21 protein-coding genes are annotated in these 26,738 nt (G+C 37.7%); 19 read left to right on the top strand and 2 right to left on the bottom strand.

Annotated elements, in window-relative coordinates; all coding sequences use genetic code 11:
- Positions 1 to 13 precede the first annotated feature (13 nt).
- From IGL49_RS05900 to fur, 11 genes are all read left to right on the top strand, one after another.
- Entirely contained in the window at positions 14 to 1,390 is a 1,377-nt protein-coding gene (locus tag IGL49_RS05900; RefSeq protein ID WP_104854717.1) for a transglutaminase-like domain-containing protein, read from the top strand.
- 17 nt (positions 1,391 to 1,407) lie between these two features.
- Positions 1,408 to 3,060, top strand: a complete 1,653-nt coding sequence (locus tag IGL49_RS05905) for a peptide ABC transporter substrate-binding protein (protein ID WP_104854716.1) — start codon at positions 1,408 to 1,410, stop codon at positions 3,058 to 3,060.
- Positions 3,061 to 3,369: 309 nt separating this feature from the next.
- The gene (locus tag IGL49_RS05910) at positions 3,370 to 4,203 is read left to right on the top strand and encodes a PRD domain-containing protein (RefSeq protein ID WP_002357655.1); all 834 of its coding nucleotides are present in this window, start codon (positions 3,370 to 3,372) and stop codon (positions 4,201 to 4,203) included.
- A 36-nt stretch (positions 4,204 to 4,239) separates the two neighbouring features.
- Complete coding sequence (nagE, locus tag IGL49_RS05915) at positions 4,240 to 6,237, top strand: N-acetylglucosamine-specific PTS transporter subunit IIBC (RefSeq protein ID WP_104854715.1); 1,998 nt, start codon at positions 4,240 to 4,242, stop codon at positions 6,235 to 6,237.
- A 226-nt stretch (positions 6,238 to 6,463) separates the two neighbouring features.
- Complete coding sequence (locus IGL49_RS05920) at positions 6,464 to 7,081, top strand: lysozyme family protein (protein WP_002357646.1); 618 nt, start codon at positions 6,464 to 6,466, stop codon at positions 7,079 to 7,081.
- A gap of 128 nt (positions 7,082 to 7,209) precedes the next feature.
- Positions 7,210 to 9,546, top strand: a complete 2,337-nt coding sequence (locus IGL49_RS05925) for a cation-translocating P-type ATPase (protein WP_104854713.1) — start codon at positions 7,210 to 7,212, stop codon at positions 9,544 to 9,546.
- 316 nt (positions 9,547 to 9,862) lie between these two features.
- Complete coding sequence (gene dnaG, locus IGL49_RS05930) at positions 9,863 to 11,749, top strand: DNA primase (protein ID WP_002363929.1); 1,887 nt, start codon at positions 9,863 to 9,865, stop codon at positions 11,747 to 11,749.
- Positions 11,750 to 11,856: 107 nt separating this feature from the next.
- Positions 11,857 to 12,963 (top strand): RNA polymerase sigma factor RpoD, encoded by a 1,107-nt coding sequence (gene rpoD / locus IGL49_RS05935; protein ID WP_002360364.1) that lies wholly within the window; start codon positions 11,857 to 11,859, stop codon positions 12,961 to 12,963.
- A 151-nt stretch (positions 12,964 to 13,114) separates the two neighbouring features.
- Positions 13,115 to 15,211 (top strand): cell division site-positioning protein MapZ family protein, encoded by a 2,097-nt coding sequence (locus IGL49_RS05940; RefSeq protein ID WP_104854712.1) that lies wholly within the window; start codon positions 13,115 to 13,117, stop codon positions 15,209 to 15,211.
- Positions 15,212 to 15,284: 73 nt separating this feature from the next.
- Positions 15,285 to 16,166, top strand: coding sequence for a CvfB family protein (locus IGL49_RS05945; protein WP_104854711.1), 882 nt, complete (start codon positions 15,285 to 15,287; stop codon positions 16,164 to 16,166).
- A gap of 115 nt (positions 16,167 to 16,281) precedes the next feature.
- Complete coding sequence (gene fur, locus IGL49_RS05950; RefSeq protein ID WP_002357640.1) at positions 16,282 to 16,731, top strand: ferric iron uptake transcriptional regulator; 450 nt, start codon at positions 16,282 to 16,284, stop codon at positions 16,729 to 16,731.
- A gap of 51 nt (positions 16,732 to 16,782) precedes the next feature.
- Here fur and gap read toward each other — a convergent pair whose 3' ends face one another.
- Positions 16,783 to 17,793, bottom strand: coding sequence for a type I glyceraldehyde-3-phosphate dehydrogenase (gene gap / locus IGL49_RS05955; RefSeq protein WP_002357638.1), 1,011 nt, complete (start codon positions 17,791 to 17,793; stop codon positions 16,783 to 16,785).
- Positions 17,794 to 18,080: 287 nt separating this feature from the next.
- Here gap and obgE point away from each other — a divergent pair, with 287 nt between their 5' ends.
- The 5 genes from obgE to IGL49_RS05980 all read left to right on the top strand — a co-directional run bounded on the left by obgE (position 18,081) and on the right by IGL49_RS05980 (position 22,444).
- On the top strand, positions 18,081 to 19,397 hold the full coding sequence (gene obgE, locus IGL49_RS05960; RefSeq protein ID WP_002384537.1) for a GTPase ObgE: 1,317 nt from the start codon (positions 18,081 to 18,083) through the stop codon (positions 19,395 to 19,397).
- A gap of 138 nt (positions 19,398 to 19,535) precedes the next feature.
- Positions 19,536 to 19,838 (top strand): hypothetical protein, encoded by a 303-nt coding sequence (locus IGL49_RS05965; RefSeq protein ID WP_104854710.1) that lies wholly within the window; start codon positions 19,536 to 19,538, stop codon positions 19,836 to 19,838.
- A gap of 26 nt (positions 19,839 to 19,864) precedes the next feature.
- Positions 19,865 to 21,163, top strand: a complete 1,299-nt coding sequence (locus IGL49_RS05970) for a PTS sugar transporter subunit IIC (protein ID WP_002363934.1) — start codon at positions 19,865 to 19,867, stop codon at positions 21,161 to 21,163.
- Between the two features lie 218 nt (positions 21,164 to 21,381).
- Positions 21,382 to 21,927 carry a TetR/AcrR family transcriptional regulator gene (locus IGL49_RS05975; RefSeq protein ID WP_164982864.1) on the top strand — a complete coding sequence of 182 codons (546 nt, stop codon included), beginning with the start codon at positions 21,382 to 21,384 and terminating at the stop codon, positions 21,925 to 21,927.
- Between the two features lie 142 nt (positions 21,928 to 22,069).
- Positions 22,070 to 22,444, top strand: coding sequence for a YxeA family protein (locus tag IGL49_RS05980; RefSeq protein ID WP_104854709.1), 375 nt, complete (start codon positions 22,070 to 22,072; stop codon positions 22,442 to 22,444).
- A gap of 43 nt (positions 22,445 to 22,487) precedes the next feature.
- On the opposite strand, the gene IGL49_RS05985 is transcribed toward IGL49_RS05980, so the two are convergent.
- Positions 22,488 to 23,237 carry a peptidylprolyl isomerase gene (locus IGL49_RS05985; RefSeq protein ID WP_002374887.1) on the bottom strand — a complete coding sequence of 250 codons (750 nt, stop codon included), beginning with the start codon at positions 23,235 to 23,237 and terminating at the stop codon, positions 22,488 to 22,490.
- A 181-nt stretch (positions 23,238 to 23,418) separates the two neighbouring features.
- On the opposite strand from IGL49_RS05985, the gene IGL49_RS05990 reads away from it, so the two are divergent.
- The 3 genes from IGL49_RS05990 to xerD all read left to right on the top strand — a co-directional run bounded on the left by IGL49_RS05990 (position 23,419) and on the right by xerD (position 26,695).
- Entirely contained in the window at positions 23,419 to 24,510 is a 1,092-nt protein-coding gene (locus IGL49_RS05990) for a DUF871 domain-containing protein (protein ID WP_002357630.1), read from the top strand.
- Between the two features lie 196 nt (positions 24,511 to 24,706).
- Positions 24,707 to 25,636, top strand: a complete 930-nt coding sequence (locus IGL49_RS05995; RefSeq protein WP_104854811.1) for an alpha/beta hydrolase — start codon at positions 24,707 to 24,709, stop codon at positions 25,634 to 25,636.
- 168 nt (positions 25,637 to 25,804) lie between these two features.
- The gene (xerD, locus tag IGL49_RS06000) at positions 25,805 to 26,695 is read left to right on the top strand and encodes a site-specific tyrosine recombinase XerD (RefSeq protein WP_104854812.1); all 891 of its coding nucleotides are present in this window, start codon (positions 25,805 to 25,807) and stop codon (positions 26,693 to 26,695) included.
- Positions 26,696 to 26,738: the final 43 nt, after the last annotated feature.

Genomic DNA, 26,738 nt, shown 5'->3' on the forward strand with positions numbered 1-26,738 from the left:
AGGAGTAAAGAAAATGAAGTATGATTTAAAGTATCTTAGTGTTCCTTTGCCTGAGGAAATTCAAAGGGTGAAGGAATTTGGCGATTTTGCAAGTGCGGATACTGCCATTGATTTTTGGTTGACAAAAGAACTTCCGCAGGCATTAAAAGAACGTCTGATAATTGAAAAAGATGTCATTAAAATGATGCGTATGAATGAGTATCCTCATAGCTTTGCAAAAGCTGATCAAATGATGAGAGATACTTTTCAGGATTATCAAACAGAGGAATTAATTCGTTTAAAAGAAACGGGTTTAGTGGACTGGGTTTATATTGACGGTGAACCGTATTTCCAACTTCGATTTTTGGCCAATTTAATTAAAACAAATGCGGCATATGTTGCACGTTTGCGAGAAGCAGAAAGCAATCAATTAGAAATTCTCCGCAAAAAAGAACTAAAAGAGAACATCGAACAAATGCAAAAAAATGGTGGTAGAAAAGTGAGAACAACAATTAAAGCCACTATTCAGGTGAAAAAAGAATTTGAACATTCAGGTGAGCGTGTTCGTGTCCATTTGCCGCTGCCCAAAGCGTGTCAACAACAATCAGAAATTGAAATTCTGGCTACGTCACCTGAGGCCACCTATATTGCGGCAGAAGATGCGCCGCAACGAACACTGTGTTTTGAAACAATCTTAAAAGAAAATCAAACGTTTACAGTTGAATATTGTTATGTTAATCGGATGGTTTACCAGCAGTTAGAAGAAAATAACGTAGACAAAATGCAACCAAGCTTTGATTTAGAGGAACAGTTACCGCATATTCGATTCACGCCTTATTTAAGAAATTTAGCAGATGATCTTGTAGGCGATGAAAATAATCCCTTAAAAAAGGCACGCTTGATTTATGACTTTGTGACGACAAAGATTCAGTATTCTTTCATGCGTGAATATTTTACAATTTCCAATATTTCAGAGTATGCTGCAACTAATTTAAAAGGTGACTGCGGCGTGCAAGCGATTTTGTTTATCACGCTTTGTCGGATTGCAGGGATACCAGCCAAATGGCAATCGGGATTATATGTTTCTACACATTATACAGGCTGTCATGATTGGGCACAATTTTATATAGAACCGTACGGCTGGCTCTTTGCGGATTTGTCTTTTGGCGGAGGTGCTTATCGAGACGGCGATAGACAGCGGTGGAATCATTATTTCGGCAATTTAGATGTTTTTAGAATGGTCGCAAATAGTGAAATTCAAGCAGATTTTCAGCCAGTGAAAATGCAATTGCGGGCAGATCCAATTGACAATCAGCGGGGCGAGTTTGAGTACGAAAATGAGGGCTTGCCCTACGCATGCTTGATAGTTTCGCAAGAACGGCTTTCCATGGAAGAGTTGCCATTTGATTGACACAGAGGGGGAATAGTATGAAAAAGTTAAAAATGATGGGGATTATGTTATTTGTTAGTACGGTCTTGGTAGGTTGTGGCACAACGGCAGAGACGAAAATAGACGAGAAAACAACTGAGAAAACCAGTGTCTCGAAAAAAGTTTTAAATTTAATGGAAAACTCGGAAATCGGTTCAATGGATTCTATTTTTACACAAGATGAAGCCAGTATTAACGCACAATCCAATGTCTTTGAAGGGTTATATCAATTGGATGAGAAGGATCAACTAATACCAGCTGCGGCTAAAGAGATGCCTGAAATTTCTGAAGATGGCAAACGATATACCATTAAACTAAGAGAAGATGGCAAGTGGTCCAATGGTGATGCTGTAACAGCCAATGATTTCGTTTTTGCTTGGCGTAAATTAGCGAATCCCAAAAACCAAGCCAATTACTTTTTCTTGTTAGAAGGAACGATTCTGAACGGAACAGCTATTACAAAAGAGGAAAAAGCACCAGAGGAATTGGGTGTCAAAGCGCTTGATGAGTATACTTTGGAGGTTACTTTAGAAAAGCCTGTACCGTATTTTACGTCCTTATTGGCATTTTCTCCATTTTTCCCACAAAACGAAGCATTCGTGAAAGAAAAAGGACAAGCCTATGGCACTTCTAGTGAAATGATTGTATCTAATGGTCCGTTTTTAATGAAAAATTGGGATCAGTCAGCGATGTCGTGGGATTTTGTGCGTAATCCCGACTATTACGATAAAGAAAAAGTAAAATCAGAAACGATTCATTTTGAAGTTCTTAAAGAAACCAATACCGTTTATAATTTGTACGAATCAGGTGAATTAGATGTGGCTGTCTTAACAGGAGATTTTGCTAAACAAAATCGAGACAACCCAGACTATGAAGCAATCGAACGATCAAAAGTGTATTCCTTACGTTTAAACCAAAAAAGAAACGAAAAACCATCTATTTTTGCAAATGAGAATGTCCGCAAAGCTTTAGCTTATGCTTTGGATAAAAAAAGTTTAGTCGATAATATTTTAGCGGATGGTTCAAAAGAAATTTATGGGTACATTCCAGAAAAATTTGTCTATAACCCAGAAACAAATGAAGATTTTCGTCAAGAAGCAGGTGCCCTTGTCAAAACAGATGCCAAAAAAGCCAAAGAGTATTTAGCTAAAGCAAAAGCAGAGCTAAACGGAGAGGTAGCCATTGAACTTCTTTCAAGAGATGGTGATAGTGACCGAAAAGTTGCTGAATTTATCCAAGGCCAGTTACAAGAAACGTTGCCAGGTCTCACTATTAATGTCAAAACAGTTCCTTTAAATAATGCGATTGAATTAATGAGAAAAGGGGATTATGAATTGTCTGTTGGCATGTGGGGCCCCGATTATCAGGATCCAATGACCTTCTTAGAAAGCTCAGTTAGTGGCAACCGTATGAACTATTCTAGCCCAACGTTTGATCAACTAATTGAAGAGTCAACAACTAAATACGCAAATGATCCTGAAACTCGTTGGCAAACATTAATTAAAGCTGAAAAAGTATTGGTGGAAGAAGATGCCGCTTTAATTCCTTTATACCAAGAGGCCCGTAGTCAGCTTGTACGACCAGGTGTCAAAGGTATTCAGTATCATAACTTTGGTGCAACGAGCACATATAAGTATGCCTATAAAGAATAACTTAGTGAACAAAAGTACCTTTAGCTGAAGGTACTTTTTTCCCGATAAGAGCTTCTTTTTTATTAATAGTCAACAATTAATAAAAAAATAATTGAAAAAGGTTGACAAAAATAATGATACTCGTTAGAATAAGCACTGTTAACAAATGAATAGCGTTTTCATGTGACTAGATAATACTAGGCATGGAAGAATTTCGTAATACAATGTGGTGTACAATGGTTACGCAACATGTTTAACGGGATTGTTCTATGCTTTTTTTGTTGTTTTCACTGAAAATGTTAGAATTACTTCTGCAGAAGAGGGTCATTTATGAAAATTAAAAAGGTGCTAAATCAAAATGCTGTACTTGTTCTTGACGAAGGACAGGAGAAAGTAGCTGTCGGTAAAGGCGTCGGGTTTAATAAGACTAAAAATGATGTCTTATCTCGACAATTGGTAGAGCGGATGTTTGTGATGGAGCCAGAAGGACTGAAAAAACTTCAAGTATTGCTATCACAAATTGAAGACAAATACTTTTTAGCGAGTGAAGAAATTATTCAACATGCTGAAACGGTATTGGGTGAAAAGTTGAATGAACATATTAATATTGGGTTGAGTGATCACATTGCTTTTGCAGCTGAAAATATTCAAAATAATATTATTGTTCGGAACAAGCTTTTAAGTGAAATTGAGATTTTATATAGTGAAGAATTTGCTATTGCTCAATGGGCTGTAGAATATTTAACACAAACCTTAGAAATTCCATTTAGTTATGATGAAGCGGGATATATTGCAATTCATATCCATAGTGCTCGCAGCGGGCGTACTGATAATAGTAAAAGTATCCGTGAAGTTACAATCGTTTCTGAAATTATTCATTTAATCGAGCAGGAATTGGCTATTGATATTCATGATGATAAAAATAGTCTCAGTTATTCACGTTTGGTGAATCATTTACGTTTGTTTATTCATCGCTTCCAACAAAATCAATATGCTGTTTTAGATGAAGAAATTTTGGAAGTCGTAAAGAAAAAGTATGCTGAAAGCTATGAAATCTCAAAAAAAGTACAAGTCTTATTAATGAGAAATTTTCATTATCAAGTACCAAATGAAGAACTTGGTTATTTATCGATTCACATTGAACGATTAAGAATGACCAAATAATAAAAATTAAATAGTTTATGTGAGGAGTTACGTATAATGAAAGCGTATATGCAAAGAATGGGACGTTCGTTAATGTTACCAGTTGCTGTATTACCGGCGGCTTCTTTATTAGTCGGTATTGCCAACTGGATTGTGGGAACAATCGGCGCTAGTCCAGCCACAACTTTTCTAATGAATGGTGGTTTGGCTATCTTAAACAACTTAGCATTATTATTTGCGGTTGGTTTAGCGTTAGGAATGTCAAAAGATAAAGATGGATCGGCAGCATTAGCTGGTTTAGTCGCTTATTTAGTGCCAAAAACTGTTTTAGCGCCTGCTTCTATCCAAGCCATTAAAGGCTTCAAGGATATTGCTGAAGTAAACCCAGCCTTCAACAGCATGGACAACAATGTCTTTGTCGGAATTGTCGCTGGTTTAGTTGCCGCGGCAATGTATAATCGTTTCTCTGGTGTGAAATTGCCAATGGCTTTATCATTCTTTAGTGGAAAACGTTTAGTTCCTATTATGTCAGCTATTTCGATGTTAGCAATCTCAGCTGTCTTATTCTTCTTCTGGCCAGTTGTTTATAACGGATTAGTTGCTTTTGGTAAAGGAATCTCTAGCTTAGGTTTCGTAGGAGCTGGCTTGTATGGTTTCTTTAACCGACTATTAATTCCAACAGGGTTACACCATGCCTTGAATTCTGTTTTCTGGTTTGATGTTGCTGGTATCAATGATATTGGGAACTTTTTAGCTGGTCAACAAGCGTTAGATACTGGTAAAGCAATTGTCGGACAAACGGGGATGTATCAAGCTGGTTTCTTCCCAGTAATGATGTTCGGTTTACCAGCAGGCGCGTTTGCTATTTATCAATGTGCGCGTCCTGAGAAGAAAAAAGTTACAGCTTCATTAATGTTAGCTGCTGGTTTTGCGGCTTTCTTTACAGGCGTTACTGAACCTTTAGAATTCTCATTTATGTTCGTTGCTTGGCCTTTATATGTTTTACATGCGGTCTTTACAGGTATTTCTTTAGCATTCGCTGCGTTTATGCATTGGACAGCTGGCTTTGCCTTTAGTGCAGGTTTTGTAGACTTCTTCTTAAGTTTGAAAAACCCAGTCGCTAATCACCCAATGATGTTGGTGGTTCAAGGACTTGTCTTTGCAGCAATTTACTACTTCGGTTTCCGTTTTGCAATCACTAAGTTTAACTTAATGACACCAGGACGTGAAGAAGGTGATGGCGAAGAAACGCCAGATGTTGCAGAAGGCGATAACAAATTTGCTTCTCTAGCTCGTCGTATTTATGATGGTTTAGGCGCTGATGCCAATGTGACATCTATTGACAACTGTACAACTCGTTTACGCTTAACAGTGAAAGATACAGGCAAAGTGGATCAAGCAAAAATTAAAGCAACTGGGGTTCCTGGTGTGAAAGTCATTGATGACACCAATATCCAAGTGATCGTTGGCACGGAAGTACAATTTGTTGCTGACGAAATGCAACGATTATATAACCACCAAGCGCCAGCAACACCAGTCAAAGAAACGCCTGTTTCTCAACCAGTTGTTGAAGAAAAAACACCCGTTTCAACGAAAGAAACTGAATTATATTCTGTAGCGAATGGGAAAGTTATTCCTATTTCTGAAGTACCAGATGATGTTTTCTCAGCAAAAATGATGGGTGACGGTTTTGCTGTCGTACCAACAGACGGTGAAGTTTCAACACCTGTTGCTGGTAAAATTACTAGCATTTTCCCAACAAAACATGCGTTAGGTATCCAAACAGATTCAGGCATTGAAGTATTATTACACATGGGTCTAGATACTGTTGAGTTACAAGGTGGACCATTTACCTTACATGTTGAAGAAGGCCAAGTTGTAAAACAAGGCGATAAAATTGCAACCATTGATTTAGCCGCATTAGAACAAGCTGGCAAAAAATCAGATTTAATTGTTGTTTTCACAAATCAAGATATCGTTGCTCAATACGATTTACAAAAAGCAGGTCAAACGACTTCAATGAATGATGTAATCGGAAATGTTACCGTAAAATAAAAATAAAAAAGGGCTAGCCGCAGGGCGGCTCTTTTTTTGATGAAATTCGATAAAATTAATTGTTATTCTATTCTATGTGAAAACGTTCAATCTTGCGAAGGAACGGTTTGTTCACAAAAAAGTTACTTTTATTAAATAAAACTAAAGAAGTAACAAAAACTTCGCTTTTTTCGGTTATTTCAAGTAACATAGAACGTATCTTAAAAGAAAAAGTTTGGATGATTCGATGCGTAGAGTAAGAAAAATAATTTATAAAATCATGCTACTTTTGTTTGTTGGTTTAGTTGCTGGTCTTGGCTATCTTGGCTATAAAATACATCAAAATGTTGAAACGGTAATGACCTTTGAAAAGCAAGTAGAAGCAGAAGTCAAAAAAAATAAAATACCTGAATACAAAACATTAGCTTTAGCGATTATCTATACAGAATCTAAAGGGAAATCTGGCGATATTATGCAGAGCAGTGAAAGTGTTTATGGACAACAAGAAGTGATTGAAACACCAGAGGAAAGTATCGCACATGGCGTCAAATTTCTCGCGGAAGCGTTAGCGAAAGCAAAAGAAGCTGGCTGTGATGAATGGACAGGCGTACAAGCATATAATTATGGACTGGATTACATTCAGTTTGTGAAAGAACGCGGCGGGAAACACACGACAGAGTTAGCAGAAGAATATTCAAGAGAAGTCCTTTCACCGTTGCTAGGGAATGACCAAAATACGAAATATCGTTATTATCGTTGGCAAGCGTTAGTTTACAATGGTGGCTACCTTTATCAAAATGGTGGCAATATGTTCTACGCGGAAATTGTCAAAATGAATCGTTGGTTTATTGAAAAGTTAAATTAAAACGAGAAAAGTCTAAAGAATTCTTTCAACTTACAGGAATTTTTTAGGCTTTTCTTGCAGTTTCATGAAAATGCAAGTAAACTAGAAGGGATGTAACTGATTAATTGAAAAGGTAGGGAAAGAGCTGGATGTTGAATAAAGTCGACCTGAAAAAAGGGTTAAGTACAGAAGAAGTTGCCAAGCAGAAAGAGTTAGGCCTTCAAAATAATTATGAGGAAAATGTAGCAAAATCTACAAAAGATATTATTTTTGATAACGTCATGACGTTATTCAACTTTTTAAACTTTGCAATCGCTGTTTGTTTACTATTTGTCGGAGCGTATTCCAATCTGGCTTTCTTAGCGATTATTATTGTGAACATGTCAATCGGGATTTTCCAAGAAATTCATGCCCGTAATTTAGTTCAAAAATTATCTATTGTGGCAAAAGAAAATGTTCATGTTGTTCGAAATGGTGTACAACAAGAAATTGATACAAAAGAACTAGTTATGGAAGATATTGTTATTATCTCTGCAGGGGAACAAGTTCCTTCTGATATGGAAGTTATTGACGGTAAAGTCGAAGCGAACGAAGCGTTGTTAACAGGTGAATCAGATTTAATTGAAAAGGAAATCGGCGATACCTTGCTTTCTGGAAGTTTCATTGTTAGCGGACAAGCCTATGCCCGTGTCATCCACGTTGGTGCTGAAAACTATGCAGTGAAAATCACCCAAGAAGCCAAAGTGCATAAACCAATCCAATCAGAGTTAGTCAATTCGATTCGTAAAGTCTCTAAATTTACAAGTTGGGTGATTATTCCTCTAGGGATTATTTTATTTGTTGAAGCTTTTTGGTTAAGAGATGCTGGCATCAAAACATCCGTTGTTGCTTCTGCAGCTGCTTTGTTAGGCATGTTACCAAAAGGATTAGTACTATTGATTAGTATTGCGCTGACAACAGGTGTCATTAAGTTAGCCAAAAAACGTATTTTAGTACAAGATATGTACTCAATTGAAACATTGGCCCATGTGGACACTTTGTGTTTAGATAAAACTGGAACGATTACGGAAGGTAAAATGAAAGTGCAAAAGGCGATTATCTTGCATGATAAATATGAAGAACTTTTCCCGCAGATTATCGGAAGCTACCTATCTGAAAGTACGGATAATAATATTACAATGCAAGCAATTCGTGATCATTATGAAGTATCCAATCGATTTGGCGCAAAAGAAGTCTTGGCTTTTTCTTCTGAACGAAAATGGGGGGCTATTGAATTTCCAGAAATTGGGACAGTTTATTTAGGGGCTCCTGAGCGTTTGGTAGACGATAGTCGGTTGCCTGAAGCTGTTTTTACAGCACAAGAGAATGGGTATCGTGTCTTGATGTTAGCTATTGCGGAGCAACAACCGTTAAACGAAACCCAAATGCCTTATTTAGAGCCATTAGCAATTCTAGAAATTGATGATCCAATTCGCCAAAATGCCAAAGAAACACTGGCTTACCTAAAAGAAGAAGGAATCGACTTAAAAGTAATTTCTGGTGATAATCCGGTGACTGTTTCAAATATTGCTCGTCGTGCTGGGCTACCCGGTTATGAGTCTTATATTGATTTGTCGACCAAAACGACAGAAGCAGAAGTACGTGAAGCAGTTCAGCAATACACAGTGTTCGGACGTGTATCGCCTCAGCAAAAACGAACCATTGTACGTGAGTTGAAAGACACAGAGCATGTGGTGGCGATGACCGGAGATGGCGTCAACGATGTTTTAGCGTTGCGAGAAGCGGATTGTAGTATCGCCATGGCAGAAGGAGACGGCGCTACTCGGCAAATTTCTAATCTAGTTTTGTTAGATTCTGATTTTACAACGTTACCAGATGTCTTGTTTGAAGGACGGCGTGTGGTAAATAATGTAACCCGAGTTTCCAGCGTTTTCTTCATTAAAACGATTTATTCGTTTATTCTCTCAATCATTTGTGCTTTAACGGCTATTGCGTTCCCGTTCATTCCGATTCAAGTGACCTTGATTGATTTAGCAATTGAAGGATATCCTGCCTTCTTCTTATCTTTCGAAGGGGACAAACGAAAAGTTGTCGGGAAGTTTTTACCAACGGCTTTGAAAAATGCGTCTGTTAATGCGCTTTTAGTTGTCGCGAATATCATTGCTGTTTATCTGATTGGACAAAATCAAGGATTTTCTTCTTTAGACACCACGACGTTAATGTATTATTTATTAGTTGGAATTAGCTGTATGGCTGTTGTTCGCGCGTGTCTGCCTTTCAATCCATTACGTATTTTCTTGGTTTTCAGTACCATTATTGGTATTTATGTAGCAGCTATGTTATTCCACAACATTTTAGAAATTGGTTTCTTAACTTCGCAAACAATGGGGCTCTTCTTTATAATGATGGCCATCAATATTGTAGTGCGTGTAGCAATTGGCTTCGTACAAATGAAACGTGCTGGAAAAACAATTAAAGATTTATAAAAAACAGAAGTTGAGCTAAAAGCATGCGTCTCCAGAAATGTAGTTCTTCTTTAAATCTTGAAGGAAGTCGGAGCAAGCTTGATGTTTCACTGATTATTTTAAGAGTTAGTGTCTGGGGCAGGAGTCAGGATGACTTTTGTCCTAGATACTTTCTTTTTTTGTTGAGTTGAAACAAGATACTTGAAAAACAGAGATTATGTGATACAATAAATCATGTGTAAATGTGTCCATTGGAATTCGCACTGAAATGACAGTGCGTTTTTTAAACGGTCAATCACATGAGTTAGCACAATGCTATTCTTAGGAGGTGAGGACAATGGCACAACGCATTCCTCAGGAAGTCATTGAGGAAGTTCGTCACCGAACGAATATAGTAGATATTATTGGGCAGTATGTCCAGTTAAAAAAATCTGGTAAAAATTATATGGGTTTATGTCCGTTTCACGAAGAACGTTCCCCTTCATTTTCAGTAGCAGAAGACAAACAAATTTTTCACTGTTTTGGCTGCGGGAAAGGTGGAACTGTTTTTAATTTCTTGCAAGAAATTGAAGGTATTAGTTTTCCAGAATCCGTGAAACGTGTTGCAGATTTGGAACATTTATCTGTGGACTTTGATTGGTCAGAGCCGCGTGAAGTAGCGGATACCCCAGAAAACCAACAAAGACGGAGTTTGTTACAACTGCATAGTAAAGCCGCAGAACTTTACCATCATATTTTAGTGAATACTAAAATTGGCGAACCCGCATTAAACTATTTATTAGAGCGGGGGTTAACACAAGAACTAATTGAGACCTTTCAAATTGGATTTGCGCCGCAAAAACGTGATTTCTTAAGTCAAGTTTTTAAAAATGAACAACTGGATGAAACGCTTTTTGAGCCTTCTGGGCTGTTTGTCCAAAGAGATAACGGTACGTTTTTGGATCGTTTCTATCAACGAATCATGTTTCCAATTAATGATCCCCAAGGGAATGTCATCGCCTTTTCTGGTCGCTTGTTAAAAACAGCTGATTTTCCAGGAGATGAGATGCCTAAATACTTGAATAGTCCTGAAACAACACTTTTTAATAAGCGAGAAACGCTGTTTAACTTTGATAAAGCCAGAAAAGAAATTCGTAAAGAAAATACGGTCTTGCTTTTTGAAGGATTCATGGATGTTATCGCTGCTTGGCAATCAGGCGTAAAAAGTGGCGTGGCTTCAATGGGGACTAGTTTGACCAATGAACAAATTCGGCGTTTGGAACGGGTCGCTAAGGAAGTAGTTATTTGTTACGATGGCGATAATGCCGGTGTTCAAGCCACAAACCGTGCGATTCAATTATTGCAAGAAAACAGTCATTTTGACTTGAGTATTGTCAGTATCCCTGAAAAGCTGGATCCTGATGAATATGTGCGGAAATATGGCGCAGAAGCTTTTCAAAATTTAGCCAATCATGGCCGAGAAACAGTTTTTAGTTTTAAAATGAATTATCATCGTTTAACTAGAAACATGAATAACGAAAAAGAACAATTGGATTATGTGAACGAATTGTTACGGGAGTTAACCAATGTTCAATCTCCCTTGGAACGTGATCGTTATTTAAACCAAATTGCTCAGGAATTTCAACTTTCTGTTCATAGTTTAGAAGAACAATTCAATCAATTGAAGCAAGAGCAACGTTCAGTCCAACGGCAAGAAAGGCAACAATTTTATCAAGATGAAATGATGCCACCACCAATGGAAGAACCTGTTTTTGAAGAGAATCACGTCCAGAACAAGTTACCGTTAACACAAGTTCAAAAAGCAGAACGTTCTTTATTATTTCGTTTAATGAATGAACAAGGAGTACGGCAAACCATTCAACAATTGCCAGATTTTTCGTTCGCTCATGATGAATACCAAGAATTATATTTCTTGCTAGAAAGTTATGCGACATTGCATCAAAGTTTCGACATTGCCGATTTTATTAATTTCTTGCAAGATAATCAAACCAAACAATTAGCAATTGAAATTGCGTATCAGAATTTATCGGAAGAAAGCTCTGAGCGAGAAGTTGCCGATTTATTACATGTAATTGCCTTATCAAGTATTGCAGAGGCAATTGAGCAGAAAAAGATTCAACAGCAAGAAGCAAAACGAGTGGGCAACCAACAGCTTGAAGCCGAATTAACAATGGAGATTATCCAATTGGCACGACAGCTTAAAGCTCAACGAACATTTACTTAAGTAATAAATGAATAGAACCAAACGTTTTGTTCATTTTATTTTGATAAGTCCCAGTGATTTATCTTTTATTTCAAGCGTGAACCGAAAAATGAAGGGGGCCTTCTTTCATGGAAAAAGAAACAAGTAAAAAATATGAAGCTGCAGTGGCAGCATTTATCAAAGAAAACAAGCCTAAAGGAACAGTGGTTTATGATGATTTAGCGAATCAATTAGCCACACCGTATACTTTGGATGCGGAAGCTATGGAAAAATTGATCCAAAAAGTTGAAGATGCTGGTATCAGCGTGGTCGATGAAAATGGAGACCCAAGTGAACATAGCTTGAAAAAAGATGAAAAAGAAGCGGAAAAGGCCCAAGCAGAAGACTTATCTGCGCCAACAGGTGTTAAAATTAATGATCCCGTGCGTATGTACCTCAAAGAAATTGGGCGCGTTCAATTATTAACTGCCGCAGAAGAAGTTGAATTGGCACTTAAAATTGAAGAAGGCGATCAAGAAGCAAAACAACGTTTAGCAGAAGCTAACTTACGTTTGGTTGTTTCAATTGCTAAACGATATGTAGGTCGTGGTATGCAATTCTTGGATTTAATTCAAGAAGGTAATATGGGCTTAATGAAAGCTGTTGAAAAATTTGACTACCGTAAAGGGTTCAAATTCTCTACGTATGCTACTTGGTGGATTCGTCAAGCGATTACGCGGGCAATTGCGGACCAAGCTAGAACGATTCGAATTCCTGTTCACATGGTTGAAACAATCAATAAATTGATTCGGATTCAACGCCAACTATTGCAAGATTTAGGTAGAGAACCAACGCCAGAAGAAATTGGTGCGGAAATGGATTTACCAACAGAAAAAGTTCGTGAAATCCTAAAAATCGCACAAGAGCCAGTCTCTTTAGAAACACCAATTGGTGAAGAAGATGATTCACATTTAGGTGATTTCATTGAAGACCAAGATGCTACCAGTCCTGCTGAACATGCAGCTTACGAATTGTTAAAAGAACAACTAGAAGATGTTCTGGATACTTTAACAGACCGTGAAGAAAATGTTTTACGTTTACGTTTTGGTTTAGATGATGGTCGGACACGTACGCTAGAAGAAGTCGGAAAAGTTTTCGGTGTCACTCGCGAACGTATTCGTCAAATTGAAGCAAAAGCGTTAAGAAAACTAAGACATCCTTCTCGTTCAAAACAATTAAAAGACTTTTTAGAATAAACATACCGTTTAGCGGCTCTTTTCGTGCATGCGAGAAGAGCCGCTTTTGATTTTTAAAAAGTCTCTAAATGTCATTGCTAGTTATTGGAAGAAGGCGCAAGTTGTGGTAAATTAGAAGTAATGGAATATTAGCAGAATGTGAGGCGGAAGAATGACAAAGAAATGTCCGAAGTGCGGGAACGAATTCGATGCAGAATTAACGACCTGCCCAACATGTGGCTATTCACTAACTGACACAACAGTTGATAAAGAAGAAGCGGAAACGACTTCAACAAATATAGATTTTGAAACACAGGAAAATGAACAACACGAAGATCAATTAAATGAAAATATTGAGTGGTCTGAGTTAAAAGATATGAGCTTAGGCCATGTGATGGAACTGTTTGGCGAATCACCTGAAGAAGAAAGTAATGCTGACAAAAAAGAAGAACCAACAGAAGATAGCTTAATAGTCTCTGATTCAGAGGATGTTTCTGGTCCAGAAGCAGCGCTTCAAGAAGGGGCTAGTGAGGAGACTCATGATTTGGTGGAGGAAACGACACCAGCGACAGAAGCGATGCCTACTCATTCAACAGAAGAAGAACTAGCAACGGACGAAGCAGTTACTTTAGAAGAAACAACAGAAGAAACAACAGAAGAAACAACAGAAGAAACAACTACTGTTGAAGCGGAAACGGCTGAGGTATCTGAGACGGTGAAGTCAGAAGAGGCAGCTTTAACAGAAATTTCAGGAACTGAAGTTATCCCTGCTACTTCTGAAGAAGGAACTTTTTCACAACCACCGATAGAAGATCAAGATGTAACACCAAACGAAACTTTACAAGCTTATATTCAAGCGCATCGAGCAGATACAGAAATGTCTGAAAATCAATCAGAAGAAACAGCCGAGAGCCAAGAAGTAGAAAACAGTAGTGAGGTAGTGTTAACCGAAACTGAAACCCCAACTGAATCCATTTCAGATTCTAAAGAAGGGTTAACAAGTGCAGAGTCGCTAGAGGCACCGAGCGAAACTGATGCAACCGAGGAAAAAGTTTCAGATTCAGGTGTGATACCACCAATGAATGAAACTGGCATCGCTCAACCAGCGCCTGCTCCGAAGAAACCCTCAAAAAAAGTAGCTTTCGTTGCGCTTGCGGTTGTCTTGTTAGCTGGAGGTAGTGCTTGGGCGTATCATGATCAAACGCAAAAAGCGGCCGCACAAGAGGCGGCGGCACTAACGAAGAAAACAGATACACTGAAAAATGAACTAGCGGCCTTTTATACTACGAAGGAGCAGATTTTTATTAAACCCGATATGGTGACTGTTAGTCCAGAAAAACTCTCAAAACAAGTCGCGGAAATTAAAGATTCAGAAGAGTATTCTCAATTGAATAAACAAATTCAAACATTGAAAGATAAGCAACAAACTATTCGACAAATTAACCAATTATTTGAGGCGCCGATTGTCAATGGCAATGAGTTGAAACCGGCGATTTTAGTTGCTGATCAACCAATTTCCGTAAAGAAAGTAACAGGAAATGATCCATTTGACCAATTGATGAACCAAGCAATCGATCAAGCGAACCAACAATACAACCAATTACAAAAAGCTAAAAAAGCGGTTGAAGTCATTTATAAAGATGGAAAAACTACCAATCAGCTGAATCGAGACACGTATCAAGCTGCTAAGGCAGAAGTAGATAAAGTAACAAGTGACAAACTGAAAAAAGAACTGGTCAAACAAGTTACGACAGCTGACCAAGCGTTAACGAAGGTTGAAGAAGAACAGAAAAGAATTGCAGAAGAACAAGCTGCCCAAGCTGCCGCAGAGCAAGCAAAACAAGCAGAAGAACAAGCGAAACAAGCTGCTGCCGCGAAAAAAGAGAACGCTAAGAAGGAAGAAACAGCAAAAACAGAAGCGAATGGCTACACGGCACCGAACAGTGACGGGGTTTACACTAGTCCGCTTTATGCGCCAGATCCTGCCGATGTCGCTGATAGTAGCAATCCAGCGTGGACATGGGCACCAGGTGTGAAAGAAAAAGTCTTAGACACAGTGATTGCTCGTGGCTATGTGGTTCCTGGCGGCTATTCTTTAGAACCTGCCAAAATTGTGAATGGCGAAGGTTACTACAATCTTTATGCAACCAACAATCAATCAAAATTATTAGAAGGCACTACAGAGAAAAATGTTCACATGTATTTAGTTACAATCAACGCTAAAACAGGTTGGTTCAAAGGGAACGCTTCTCGTAATGCAGGGCAATAAAAGAAAATAGAAACAATCGAGCGAAAGTGGAAATCTTTTGTTCGATTGCTTTTCCTTGAGGAGTTAATGATAAATGAGAGAATTACTAGCAACAACATTTACCGGCATTGTGGTCGATGAAAATGAACAATTTTATTTTGTTCAAAAAAATGGCATCACATTCCGTTTAAAAAAAGAAGAAGGTACGCATGCTATAGGAGAGGCTGTAGAAGGGTTTGGTTATTTAAATCAAAAACAAGAGCCAGCACTGACAACTACAATTCCTACTGTGCGTATTGGTAGCTATGGCTTTGGTACTGTCACAGGAACGAGACGTGATTTAGGTGTCTTTGTGGACGTTGGCTTACCAGATAAAGATGTCGTTATTTCGTTGGATGAATTACCAACCATGCGGGAACTTTGGCCTAAAAAAGAAGACCGAGTAATGGTTACTTTAAAAGTGGACAGTAAAGACCGCATTTGGGGCGAATTAGCAGATGAAAAAGTCTTTAAAGCCATGGCAAAACGCGGGAATGCTGAAATGCAAAACCAAAACTTAACTGGGCATGTGTATCGTCTGAAACTTGCAGGAACGTATATTTTAACTGATGATTTATACATTGGATTTATCCATCCTTCTGAACGATTCCAGGAACCACGTTTAGGTGAAAAAGTAGTGGGCCGTGTGATTGGCGTGCGGCCGGACGGCGTATTGAATCTTTCATTAAAACCAAGAAGTCACGAAGTAATCAGCGATGATGCGTTAATGATTCTAACTTTCTTAGAAAGAGCAAACGATCACCAAATTCCTTTCACCGATAAATCAAGTCCTGATGAAATTAAACAAACCTTTGGCATTAGTAAAGCGCAATTTAAACGCGCCTTAGGCCATTTAATGAAACAAAAATTGATTAAACAAGAAGCCGGTAAAACAATTCTAATTGGCTCGTTGGAACAATCAAAAGAAAAAAATTAAGGTAGCTAATTGAGAATATCTTGCAAATTACAGTTATTTCTTTTATAATTATTTTAATTTGATTGGTAAATTAAGTTTCTTAATTTATAATCATTCTAAACAAGGAGCTGTAATAATGGATTCGACTGCTGCTTTAAAAAAGACAAAAAAACAATTACATGAATCAGGCTTTAAATTAACACCACAACGGGAAGCAACCGTACTTGTATTATTGGAAAATGAAAAAGATCATTTATCAGCAGAAGAAATTTACTTCTTGGTAAAACAAAAAAGTCCGGAAATTGGTCTAGCAACAGTCTATCGAACGCTAGAAATTTTAACAGACTTAAAAGTCGTTGATAAGGTGAGCTTTAACGATGGTTTAGCTCGCTATGATTTAAGAAAAGAAGGCGCCAAGCACTTTCACCACCATTTGTTATGCTTAGAATGTGGCACAATTGAGGAAGTGGAAGAAGACTTGCTTGGTGAAGTAGAGCAAATTGTTGAAAGTCGGTATCATTTTTTAGTCAAAGATCATCGCTTAACTTTTCATGGTATTTGTCAAAGTTGTCAAAGTAAACATTAAAAAAAACTGCCTTGCATTAATTAATGCAAGGCAGTTTTTTATTCATTGAAATTATAAATTAGCAAATTTTTCCAATAAGCGAATCATTTGGCAAGTAAAACCATATTCATTGTCATACCAAGCCACAGTTTTCACTAATTGGAAATCGCCAGCTGTCGTTACTTCTGTTTGCGTTGGGTCAAAAATCGACCCTTCTGTCGTGCCGATGATGTCTCCAGAAACAATTTCACGATCATCATAACCGAAAGAAGGGTTATCAATGGTGTGTTTTTTCATTGCTTCATTTACTTGATCAGCTGTTACTTTTGTTTTTAAAATGCTAACTAATTCCGTTAAGGAACCATCCACAACGGGGACACGTTGAGCATGGCCTTGTAATTTTCCATTAAGTTCTGGAATAACTAAGCCAATTGCTTTAGCAGCACCAGTTGAATGGGGAATAGTATTGTCTGCAGCAGAGCGTGCCGCACGAAGATTTCCGCCACGAACAGGGCCATCTAGTAACATTTGTGTTGATGTGTAGGCATGGACAGTTGTCATGGTACCAACTTCAATACCGAATTCATTATTTAAGAAGTAAGCCATCGGTGCTAGACAGTTTGTCGTACATGAGCCGGCAGAAATGATTTTATCGTTGGCATCAAGTGTATCATCATTGACGTTATAAACGATGGTTTTCATTGCGCCTGCAGGAGCAGAGATAACCACACGTTTCACACCTGCATCTAAATGAGCTTGTGCTTTTTCTTCCGAGGTATAAAAACCTGTACATTCAAGGACAATGTCTACTCCGTTTTCTTTAACCCAAGGGATTTTACTTGCATCTGGTTCTGCGTAGACACGGGTTTCTTCGCCGTCAACCACAATGCCATTTTCAGTGGCTGTCACGGTGCCAGGATAGGTGCCATGCGTAGAGTCAAATTGTAATAAGTGAGCCAACATTGTGGGGCTAGTCAAATCATTGATTGCCACAACTTCAATATCATCAGAAACTTCTTTTATTCGGCGAAAGGCTAAACGACCAATTCTTCCAAAACCGTTAATTCCTACTTTGACTGTCATAACAAAAATTCCTCCTTTAGATGTTTGTGTTTCTTTGGACCCTTGCTGAAAAAGTGATTTTCTTCAACTATCTATAGTATGAACCTCTAAAATTTTTTTGTCAAAAGACTGATAGCGAAGCGACAAAAAGAAAGCGAAAGATTCATGAGAAATTTTGCTTTTTCCAACGATAACTAACTAGAATTGCTAGACAAACGGTTGTTTTCCCGATACAATAATAAAGACTTTCGAATCACGCTTTTTGAGGTGATTAAAGATAGTAGAAGTAGAATAGGAGGACAAATTATATGTCCATGTTTTTAGATCAAGTGACGATTGATGTCAAAGCTGGTAAAGGCGGCGACGGAATGGTTGCTTTCCGTAGAGAAAAATATGTACCAGACGGGGGTCCCGCTGGTGGTGATGGCGGTCGCGGTGGCGACGTTGTCTTAGTTGTTGAAGAAGGATTACGCACATTAATGGATTTCCGGTTTAATCGTCATTTTAAGGCGACACCTGGAGAAAATGGTATGAGTAAAGGAATGCACGGTCGTGGTTCAGAAGATTTACTTGTCAAAGTTCCACCAGGTACAACAGTTCGTGATGCAGAAACTGGAGCTTTAATTGGGGATTTAATTGAGAATGGTCAGACCTTAGTAGTAGCAAAAGGTGGACGCGGTGGACGCGGGAATATTCGCTTTGCTTCCCCGAGAAATCCTGCACCAGAAATTGCAGAAAACGGCGAACCTGGCCAAGAGCGTAAAATCGAATTAGAATTAAAAGTTTTAGCAGATGTTGGCTTAGTTGGGTTTCCTTCTGTAGGAAAATCAACGTTACTCTCTGTTATCTCGTCCGCACGTCCGAAAATTGGTGCCTATCATTTTACGACGTTAGTTCCAAACTTAGGGATGGTGACTACTAGTGACGGTCGAAGCTTTGCTGCAGCAGATTTGCCAGGCTTAATTGAAGGAGCTTCTCAAGGTGTCGGCTTAGGAACACAGTTCTTACGCCACATTGAACGGACGCGTGTTATTTTACATGTCATTGATATGAGTGGCATGGAAGGACGCGATCCTTATGAAGATTATTTGGCAATCAATAAAGAATTGGCTTCACACAATTTACGTTTGATGGAGCGACCTCAAATTATTGTTGCCAATAAAATGGACATGCCTGAAGCAGAAGAGAATTTAGCGAAATTTAAAGAGCAACTTGCGAAGGAACGCACCGATGAGTATGCTGATGAGCTACCTATTTTCCCAATCTCTGGGGTTACTCGTAAAGGTATTGAACCTTTATTAAATGCAACAGCTGACTTGTTGGAAGTAACGCCTGAATTCCCATTATATGAAGATGAAGTAGTAGAGGAAGAAACCGTTCGTTATGGCTTCCAACCAGAAGGTCCAGAATTTACGATTGATCGTGAACCAGATGCTTCATGGGTTTTATCTGGTGAAAAATTAGAAAAATTATTTGAAATGACGAATTTCGATCATGATGAAACAGTGATGCGTTTTGCACGTCAATTACGTGGTATGGGTGTCGATGAGGCATTACGAGCACGTGGTGCGAAAGATGGCGACATTGTTCGGATTGGTAATTTTGAATTTGAATTTGTCGAATAAGCATAAAACCAGTTCACTAAGTGAACTGGTTTTTTATTTTAAAATTAGTATTAAATCAGCGAATAGATTGAAATAATATTTTTAATAGCTTATAATTTTAAATGTAACAAAATAACAAACGAAAGGAGCGAAATTGAAATGGAAAACAATCAAGCAATGGTTCCTAAGTTTTCAGCTAAAAGTGCTGGTTTTCTTTTTTGTATGGGGCTCTTATGTGGTGTCCTGTTGCCGAGTGTTTTATTATGGACTTTCAATCTTCCGTTTAATATTGGTGCCATGTTTTTTTTACCTGTTGGGATTGCTTTTGCGTTAGCGTATAGTCATTATTTTATTGAAACGAAAACAGGTTTTTGTAAGCGTTTTATTTGGTTGTTTTTAATTTCTCTTATTTTATTAGAGCTTATCTCTTATTTATGGCTGATTAAAGGAGTTATTTTTTAAGAGAAAAACAGAGGAGAGTGTTATTTATGTTAGATAAATTGACTGTTTGGATTGAAAATCATCTAGCTGGACCAATGGCTAAAATTGCCAATCAGCGCCATTTACGTGCGGTGCGGGATGGGATTATTGCGACATTACCTTTAATTATTGTCGGTTCTTTTTTTCTAATTATTGCGTTTCCGCCGTTACCAGAATCTTGGGGCATTACTCAATTTTTAACAAGTAATGCTGCTACAATCTTATTGCCTTACCGAATGACGATGTACATTATGGCACTATATGCGACTTTTGGCATTGGCGCTAGTTTAGCGAAATCATATAATCTTGATCAAGTCTCAGGAGGGATTTTAGCCACGATTGCTTTTTTATTAACATTAGTACCTGTAGCGATTCCTGAAGAAGCCAGTAAAGCAGCTGGTGTTTCTGGCTTTGTTTTGCCAATGGCTAATTTGGGTGGTGCAGGGATGTTTGTCGGGATTGTGACGTCAATTATTGCTGTCGAAATCTATCGAGTGACAGATAAGTCTAAGTTCAAAATTACAATGCCTGATAACGTTCCGCCTGCTGTTGCTCGTTCATTTGAATCGCTGACGCCGACGTTGATTGTCATGTTATTGATTGGTTCAATCACTTATTATTTAGGCTTTGATTGGCACACCTTTGTAGGGAACTTAGTGGGACCACTAGTTCAAGCAGCGGACTCTTTATTGAGTGTCTTGCTGTTAGTATTTTTAACCACATTTTTCTGGTTCTTTGGGATTCACGGCGCTTCAATCGTAGGATCGTTGGCGCGTCCTCTATGGCTACAACTATTAGAGGAAAATACGACTGCTAAAGCAGCTGGCGAAGCATTACCTCGGATTGCGGCAGAACCTTTTTACCAATGGTTTATTTGGATTGGTGGTGCTGGGGCCACAATTGGTTTAGCTATATTATTAGCCTTCCGGGCAAAATCAGAATATGGTTCAAAACTAGGAAAAGCTATTTTAGCACCGTCTATTTTTAATATTAATGAGCCAGTTATTTTCGGTGTACCGATTGTCTTAAATCCAATTTTAATGATTCCTTTTATCTTTGCACCAATGGTTTTAGCAACGATTGCTTGGTTTGCGACAAAATTAGGCTTAGTAAGTGAAGTTGTCTTTACCGCACCTTGGACCTTACCAGGGCCAATTGGCGCTTTTATGGCGACAGGCGGTGATTGGCGTGCTGCTGTTTTGAATATTGTTTTAATTCTAGTGGCCATCTTGATTTACTATCCGTTCTTTGTGGCTTATGATAAAAATGAGCTTGCCAAAGAACAAGGCAAACAAATAGAAGAATAAAGAGTGCAACCGTTTAGTGTCTAGAACAAAAGGTGATGACCTTTTGTTCTGGACCTATTTGTTTATAGGCGTTAAAAATTCTCAATTTTTTTGAAATGTATAGAAAATTTTGAGAAAAGAAACGCATAAAAAAGTGTAAAATATTATATATATAATGGAAATGGTTTTCTTTTGTGTAAACATAATAAAGTTATTGTTAACTAAAAGAGAAAAGGGGTATGAAAATGGTTAGAACGAAGGTATATACGAAGGAAAAAATCTTAAACGTAGCTGAAAAAATTGCAGTAGATAAAGGTTTTTCTAGTTTAACCGCAAGAAATATTGCAGAGACTATGGGGATTTCTACGCAGCCGATTTATTTAGAATTTGTCAACATGGACGATTTAAAACGAACCTTAATTAAATCGTTATTTCATCGTATGCAATTATTTTATAAAGCAGATGTCGGTGCATCAGACCCAGCGATTGCATTGGGTCTGAACTTTATATTATTTGCTCAAAAACATCAAAAAGTCTATACAGCGTTATTTATGAAAGCACATGGTTATGAAGAAGAATTGCAGCAAATGCTTCAAACTTTTTTTGAAGAGCGTTTATTGTTGGATAAAAAATATGTACAAATGGACAAAGGAAAATTTGTCGAATTATTTCCTAAAATGGTGGTAATCTATTTAGGGTTAGCCACAGCGGTTACAATGAAAACAATTGACTTAACTAAGAATCAAGAAATTCAATTATTAAGTCAATTATTGATAGAAGAGTAGTGTTTTGTTATTTATTCAAAATAACAAAAATACGACATAAGTCTGAGAAAAAACTGGTCGTTGCGCCCGAGGAAGGATTGTTTAAAACTTGCTATACTTTGGAAGAAGTAACAGAGAATAATTACTCGGGAGGATTTATGTAATGAAATTTATTAAATTTTTAGTGGTGACAGCAATTGTTATTGGTGGTGGTTTATTTGGGGCCAAGTTTTACGCAGAGAAGAACTCTGGCGAATTAGCTAGTGTGTTAGATCAATTAAATCCATTGGTTAAAGAAGGAAATGTGTATGTTAAAACAAAGAAAGCCGATAGTGTTAATGGTTATGGAATTGCTAGTTATACGCAAGTAGCCGCAGATGAGGAAGGCAAAACGCGAGAAATAACTTTTACAGCGGACCATGAATTAAAAACAGATCATTATCTAAAAGTCTCAAATAAAGGGGCCCACATCAATACGTATGAAGAGGTCAATCAAGACCAAGTACCAGAAAAAGCATTACAAGCGATTCAAAAATAACAAAAAGTCAGAACGTAACTTCAGGGTACGTTCTGACTTTTTGTTATTTTTTTGCTTCTTGAAGAATATTAATTTTTTCAATTTTTACATCGGTTTTTGGTTTATCATTGGCACCAACTTCAACTTTGGCAATTTTATCAACAATATCCATTCCTTTGGTTACTTGACCGAAAACAGTATGTTTTTTGTCAAGAGAAGGATAGCCGCCTTTTTTGTAAGCATCAATGATTGCTTTCGGATAATCATCATATAAAAGACCATCAGATTGATCATCTGTATTTTGAACAATAAAGAACTGACTGCCGTTAGTATTAGGTCCTGCATTCGCCATTGATAATGCGCCACGAATGTTATATAACTGGTTTGAAAATTCATCTTCAAATGGTTTATTCCAGATGCTGTTTCCGCCAGTTCCATCACCGCTAGGATCGCCACCTTGGATCATAAAGTTATTGATGACGCGGTGGAAAGTCAAGCCATCATAATAGCCATCTTTAGCATGTTTCATAAAGTTCTCGACAGTTTTTGGAGCCTGTTTAGGAAATAGTTTGATTTCAATATTTCCCATTGAAGTAACCATTTGGACTAAGTCTTGATCTTCGGCAACTTTATCATCTAGTTGGGGTAAATCTAGTGAATTTAAGTCGACCGAATCCTTTGTTTTACTTTCACTGGATTTAGCGACAGAATCACTCGTTGCGGTCGTGCCTTTATTATTGGTTGTGTTACAGCCTGCTAAAAGCAAGGTGAATGCTGCAACTGAAGCAACAGCAAGCATTTTCTTATGTTTCATCTGTTTTCCTCTTCCTTTCTCACTGACAATTAGGTTCTTTTTTATCATAACAAAAGAAAAGATAACAAACCAGTGGAATTTTTATAAGATTTCCTATAGGAAAGGTGTAGACCACTTTTGTTTTTTTTGATACAATGTAAGCAGATACATTATTATGTTTTACAATTTAGGAGGCAGTCACATGGGAAAATTAGGTATTTCAATTTATCCAGAACGTTCAACATTTGAAAAGGACAAAGCATATTTGGATTTGGCTCATAAATACGGCTTTAAGCGTGTCTTTACTAGTTTATTACAAATCAATGATGATCGGGAAAAGGTATTAGCAGAGTTTAAAAAAGTCGTAGATTACGCCAACCAATTAGGTATGGAAGTGATGGTCGATATTAATCCTGCATTGTTTGAACAATTAGGCATCTCTTATGATGATTTATCATTTTTCCATGATATGGGTGCTTACGGTATTCGTTTAGATCTGGGCTTTACTGGGCAAGAAGAGGCGAATATGACAAGAAACCCTTATGGCATTAAAATTGAAATTAATATGAGTTCAGGGACAAGTTATGTAGATAATATCATGGCCTACTCACCAAATACAGAAAATTTATTAGGCTCGCATAATTTCTATCCACATCGTTATACAGGCTTGGGCTATGATCATTTTGTTTACTGCTCAGAAAAATTTAGAAAATATAATTTAAATACAATGGCGTTTGTGAACTCACACGATGCTACATTTGGGCCATGGCCAACACAAGATGGTTTATGTTCTTTAGAAGATCACCGCGATTTAGAAATTGCAACGCAAGTTAAGCATTTAGTTTTAACAGGATTAATCGATGATATTTCTGTCGGAAATGCTTATGCCTCAGAGGCAGAATTAGCAGCAATGGCAGAAGCCTTTCATGCACCTTATCCTTCGATCAAAGTGGATACAGAACCAGAAATCACAGAAGATGAACGAATTGCATTGTTCGATAACCTACACAGTTATCGTGGCGATCGTTCTGATTATGTTTTACGTTCAACAATGACACGTGTTTACTATAAAGATCGTCCTTTCCCCGCACATACAACGAGAGATATTGTTCGTGGCGATGTCTTGATTGACAACGTGGGCTACGGACAATACAAAGGGGAAACACAAATTGCTTTAAAAGAAATGAAAAATGACGGCCGTGTCAATGTGGTTGGCCGTATTTCTGATGATGAACGTTTCTTATTAGAATTTTTGAAACCATGGTCAAGTTTTAAACTTATTGAAAATAAATAATTTTTACTTTCCTATAAATAGATAAGTGGAGCATAGCGTAAAAGACAATATTTTTATGCTATGCTTTTTTTGTGTAGTAACAAAATTGTCCCTTTGTAGTGGTAAAGAAAGATGGTTGAATCTTTGAATGGTGGTTGTCAAAAAATGAGCAACAACTTATAATGAAGCATACAGTTTAAATAAAAGGAGTACGTAGATGAATCGATGGTTAAAAATTTTGATTGCGCTTATTGTAGTAATTGCAATTGCTTTAATTGCGGCAGGCTTATACTTTTATAATTATGCAGTGGTTCCAGGAAAGAAAGACTTTATAAATGAGAATACCCCAGGATCAAAAGTGGTCCAGACACCTGAAGGCGCGTGGTTTAAAGATGACAAAAATCGACAAGAATGGTCAATTACTTCGGAAGATGGGCTACGTCTAAAGGCCATTTATTTGCCAGCTGACAAAAAAAGTAATCGTACTGTTATTATGGCGCATGGTTATATGGGTTCGGCAGAAACGATGTCTGTCTTTGCGAAAATGTATCATGATTGGGGCTACAATGTGTTAGCGCCAGATGCGCGTGGTCACGGGAAAAGCCAAGGAGATTATATTGGTTTCGGCTGGCCCGATCGTAAAGATTATGTCCAATGGATTGAGAAAGTTTTAACCGAAAATGGTCAACAAGAACAAATCACTCTATACGGTGTCAGTATGGGTGCTGCCACAGTCATGATGACGAGCGGAGAAAAGTTACCAGATAATGTGAAAGCCATTGTAGAAGATTGTGGTTATTCTACAGTTAATCAAGAATTAAAGTACCAGTTAAAAGAGCTTTTCAATTTGCCAAGTTTCCCATTAATTAACGTTACTAGCGGGATTACGAAAATGCGAGCAGACTATTTCTTTGGGGAAGCAAGCGCTGTTAAACAATTACAAAAGAATCATTTACCGATGCTCTTTATTCATGGTGAAAATGATACGTTTGTGCCATTTAGTATGTTAGACGAAGTTTATAATGCCACCCAAGGGCCTAAAGAAAAATATGTCGTGCCTGGAGCGGAACATGCGAAAGCATATAATAAAGATCCAGAAAAATATAAGGAAACTGTAGCTGCTTTTCTGGATAAATATATAAAATAACAAATTTATTCTTTACTAATAGTAGTAAAAACAAAAGACTTGTTCTTAAGTTAACGACTTAGTGAACAAGTCTTTTATTCTCAGTTGATTTTTTTTAAGAAGTTGGAATTTACCCATGCAATCTAGGGCATAATCTGATAGGATAGTACTAGAAATGAGGGAAGGATAATGGAAGAACAATTAGTCGATTATTTACACTATTTACAAATAGAGCGGGGCTTATCAAATAACACACGACGGAGTTACGAGCGAGATTTAAAAAAATACGTAGCCTTTTTACAAGAACAAGGTCTGCATTCTTGGGACGAAGTTGACCGTTATATGATTACAGAATTTTTGCAATCTCTTCACGAAGAACAGCAAGCTTCAGCAAGTGTGATTCGGATGATTTCTAGTTTAAGAGGATTTCATCAATTTTTACGTCAAGAACGTTTAAGTGAGCATAATCCAATGCAACATATTGACTCCCCCAAGAAAGTTCAAAAATTGCCAAGTACATTATCTGTTGACGAAGTGACTCGATTAATTGAAACGCCTGATACAAGTAAACCACTAGGTATGCGGAATCGTGCTATTTTAGAAGTGATGTATGCAACGGGCCTGCGAGTTAGTGAGCTAATTGAAATAAAATTAGGGAATCTGCATTTATCCATTGGTTTATTGCAAACAATCGGAAAAGGGGACAAAGAACGAATTATCCCTTTAGGCGATTATGCGATTCAATGGATTGAGCGCTATATGAACGAAGCCAGACCTCAATTGATTAAAAACCATCCGAATGAAACACACCTGTTCGTTAATCATCATGGCGAACCGTTATCTAGACAGGGCATTTGGAAAAATTTAAAACAGATTGTTCGAGAAGCCGAGATAGAGAAAAACATCACTCCCCATACGTTGCGGCATAGCTTTGCGACACATTTGTTGGAAAATGGCGCAGATCTTAGAATTGTGCAAGAATTATTAGGACATGCAGATATCTCCACGACACAAATTTATACACATATTACCAAACAACGAATGGCAGATGTTTATAAGGAACATTTTCCTCGGGCTTAATTTGCGAGAATGCCCACAAATGAATAAATTTATGGTAAACTAG

Origin of the sequence: Enterococcus sp. DIV1337a (assembly GCF_051712285.1) — a bacterium.
Lineage (GTDB): Bacteria > Bacillota > Bacilli > Lactobacillales > Enterococcaceae > Enterococcus > Enterococcus faecalis.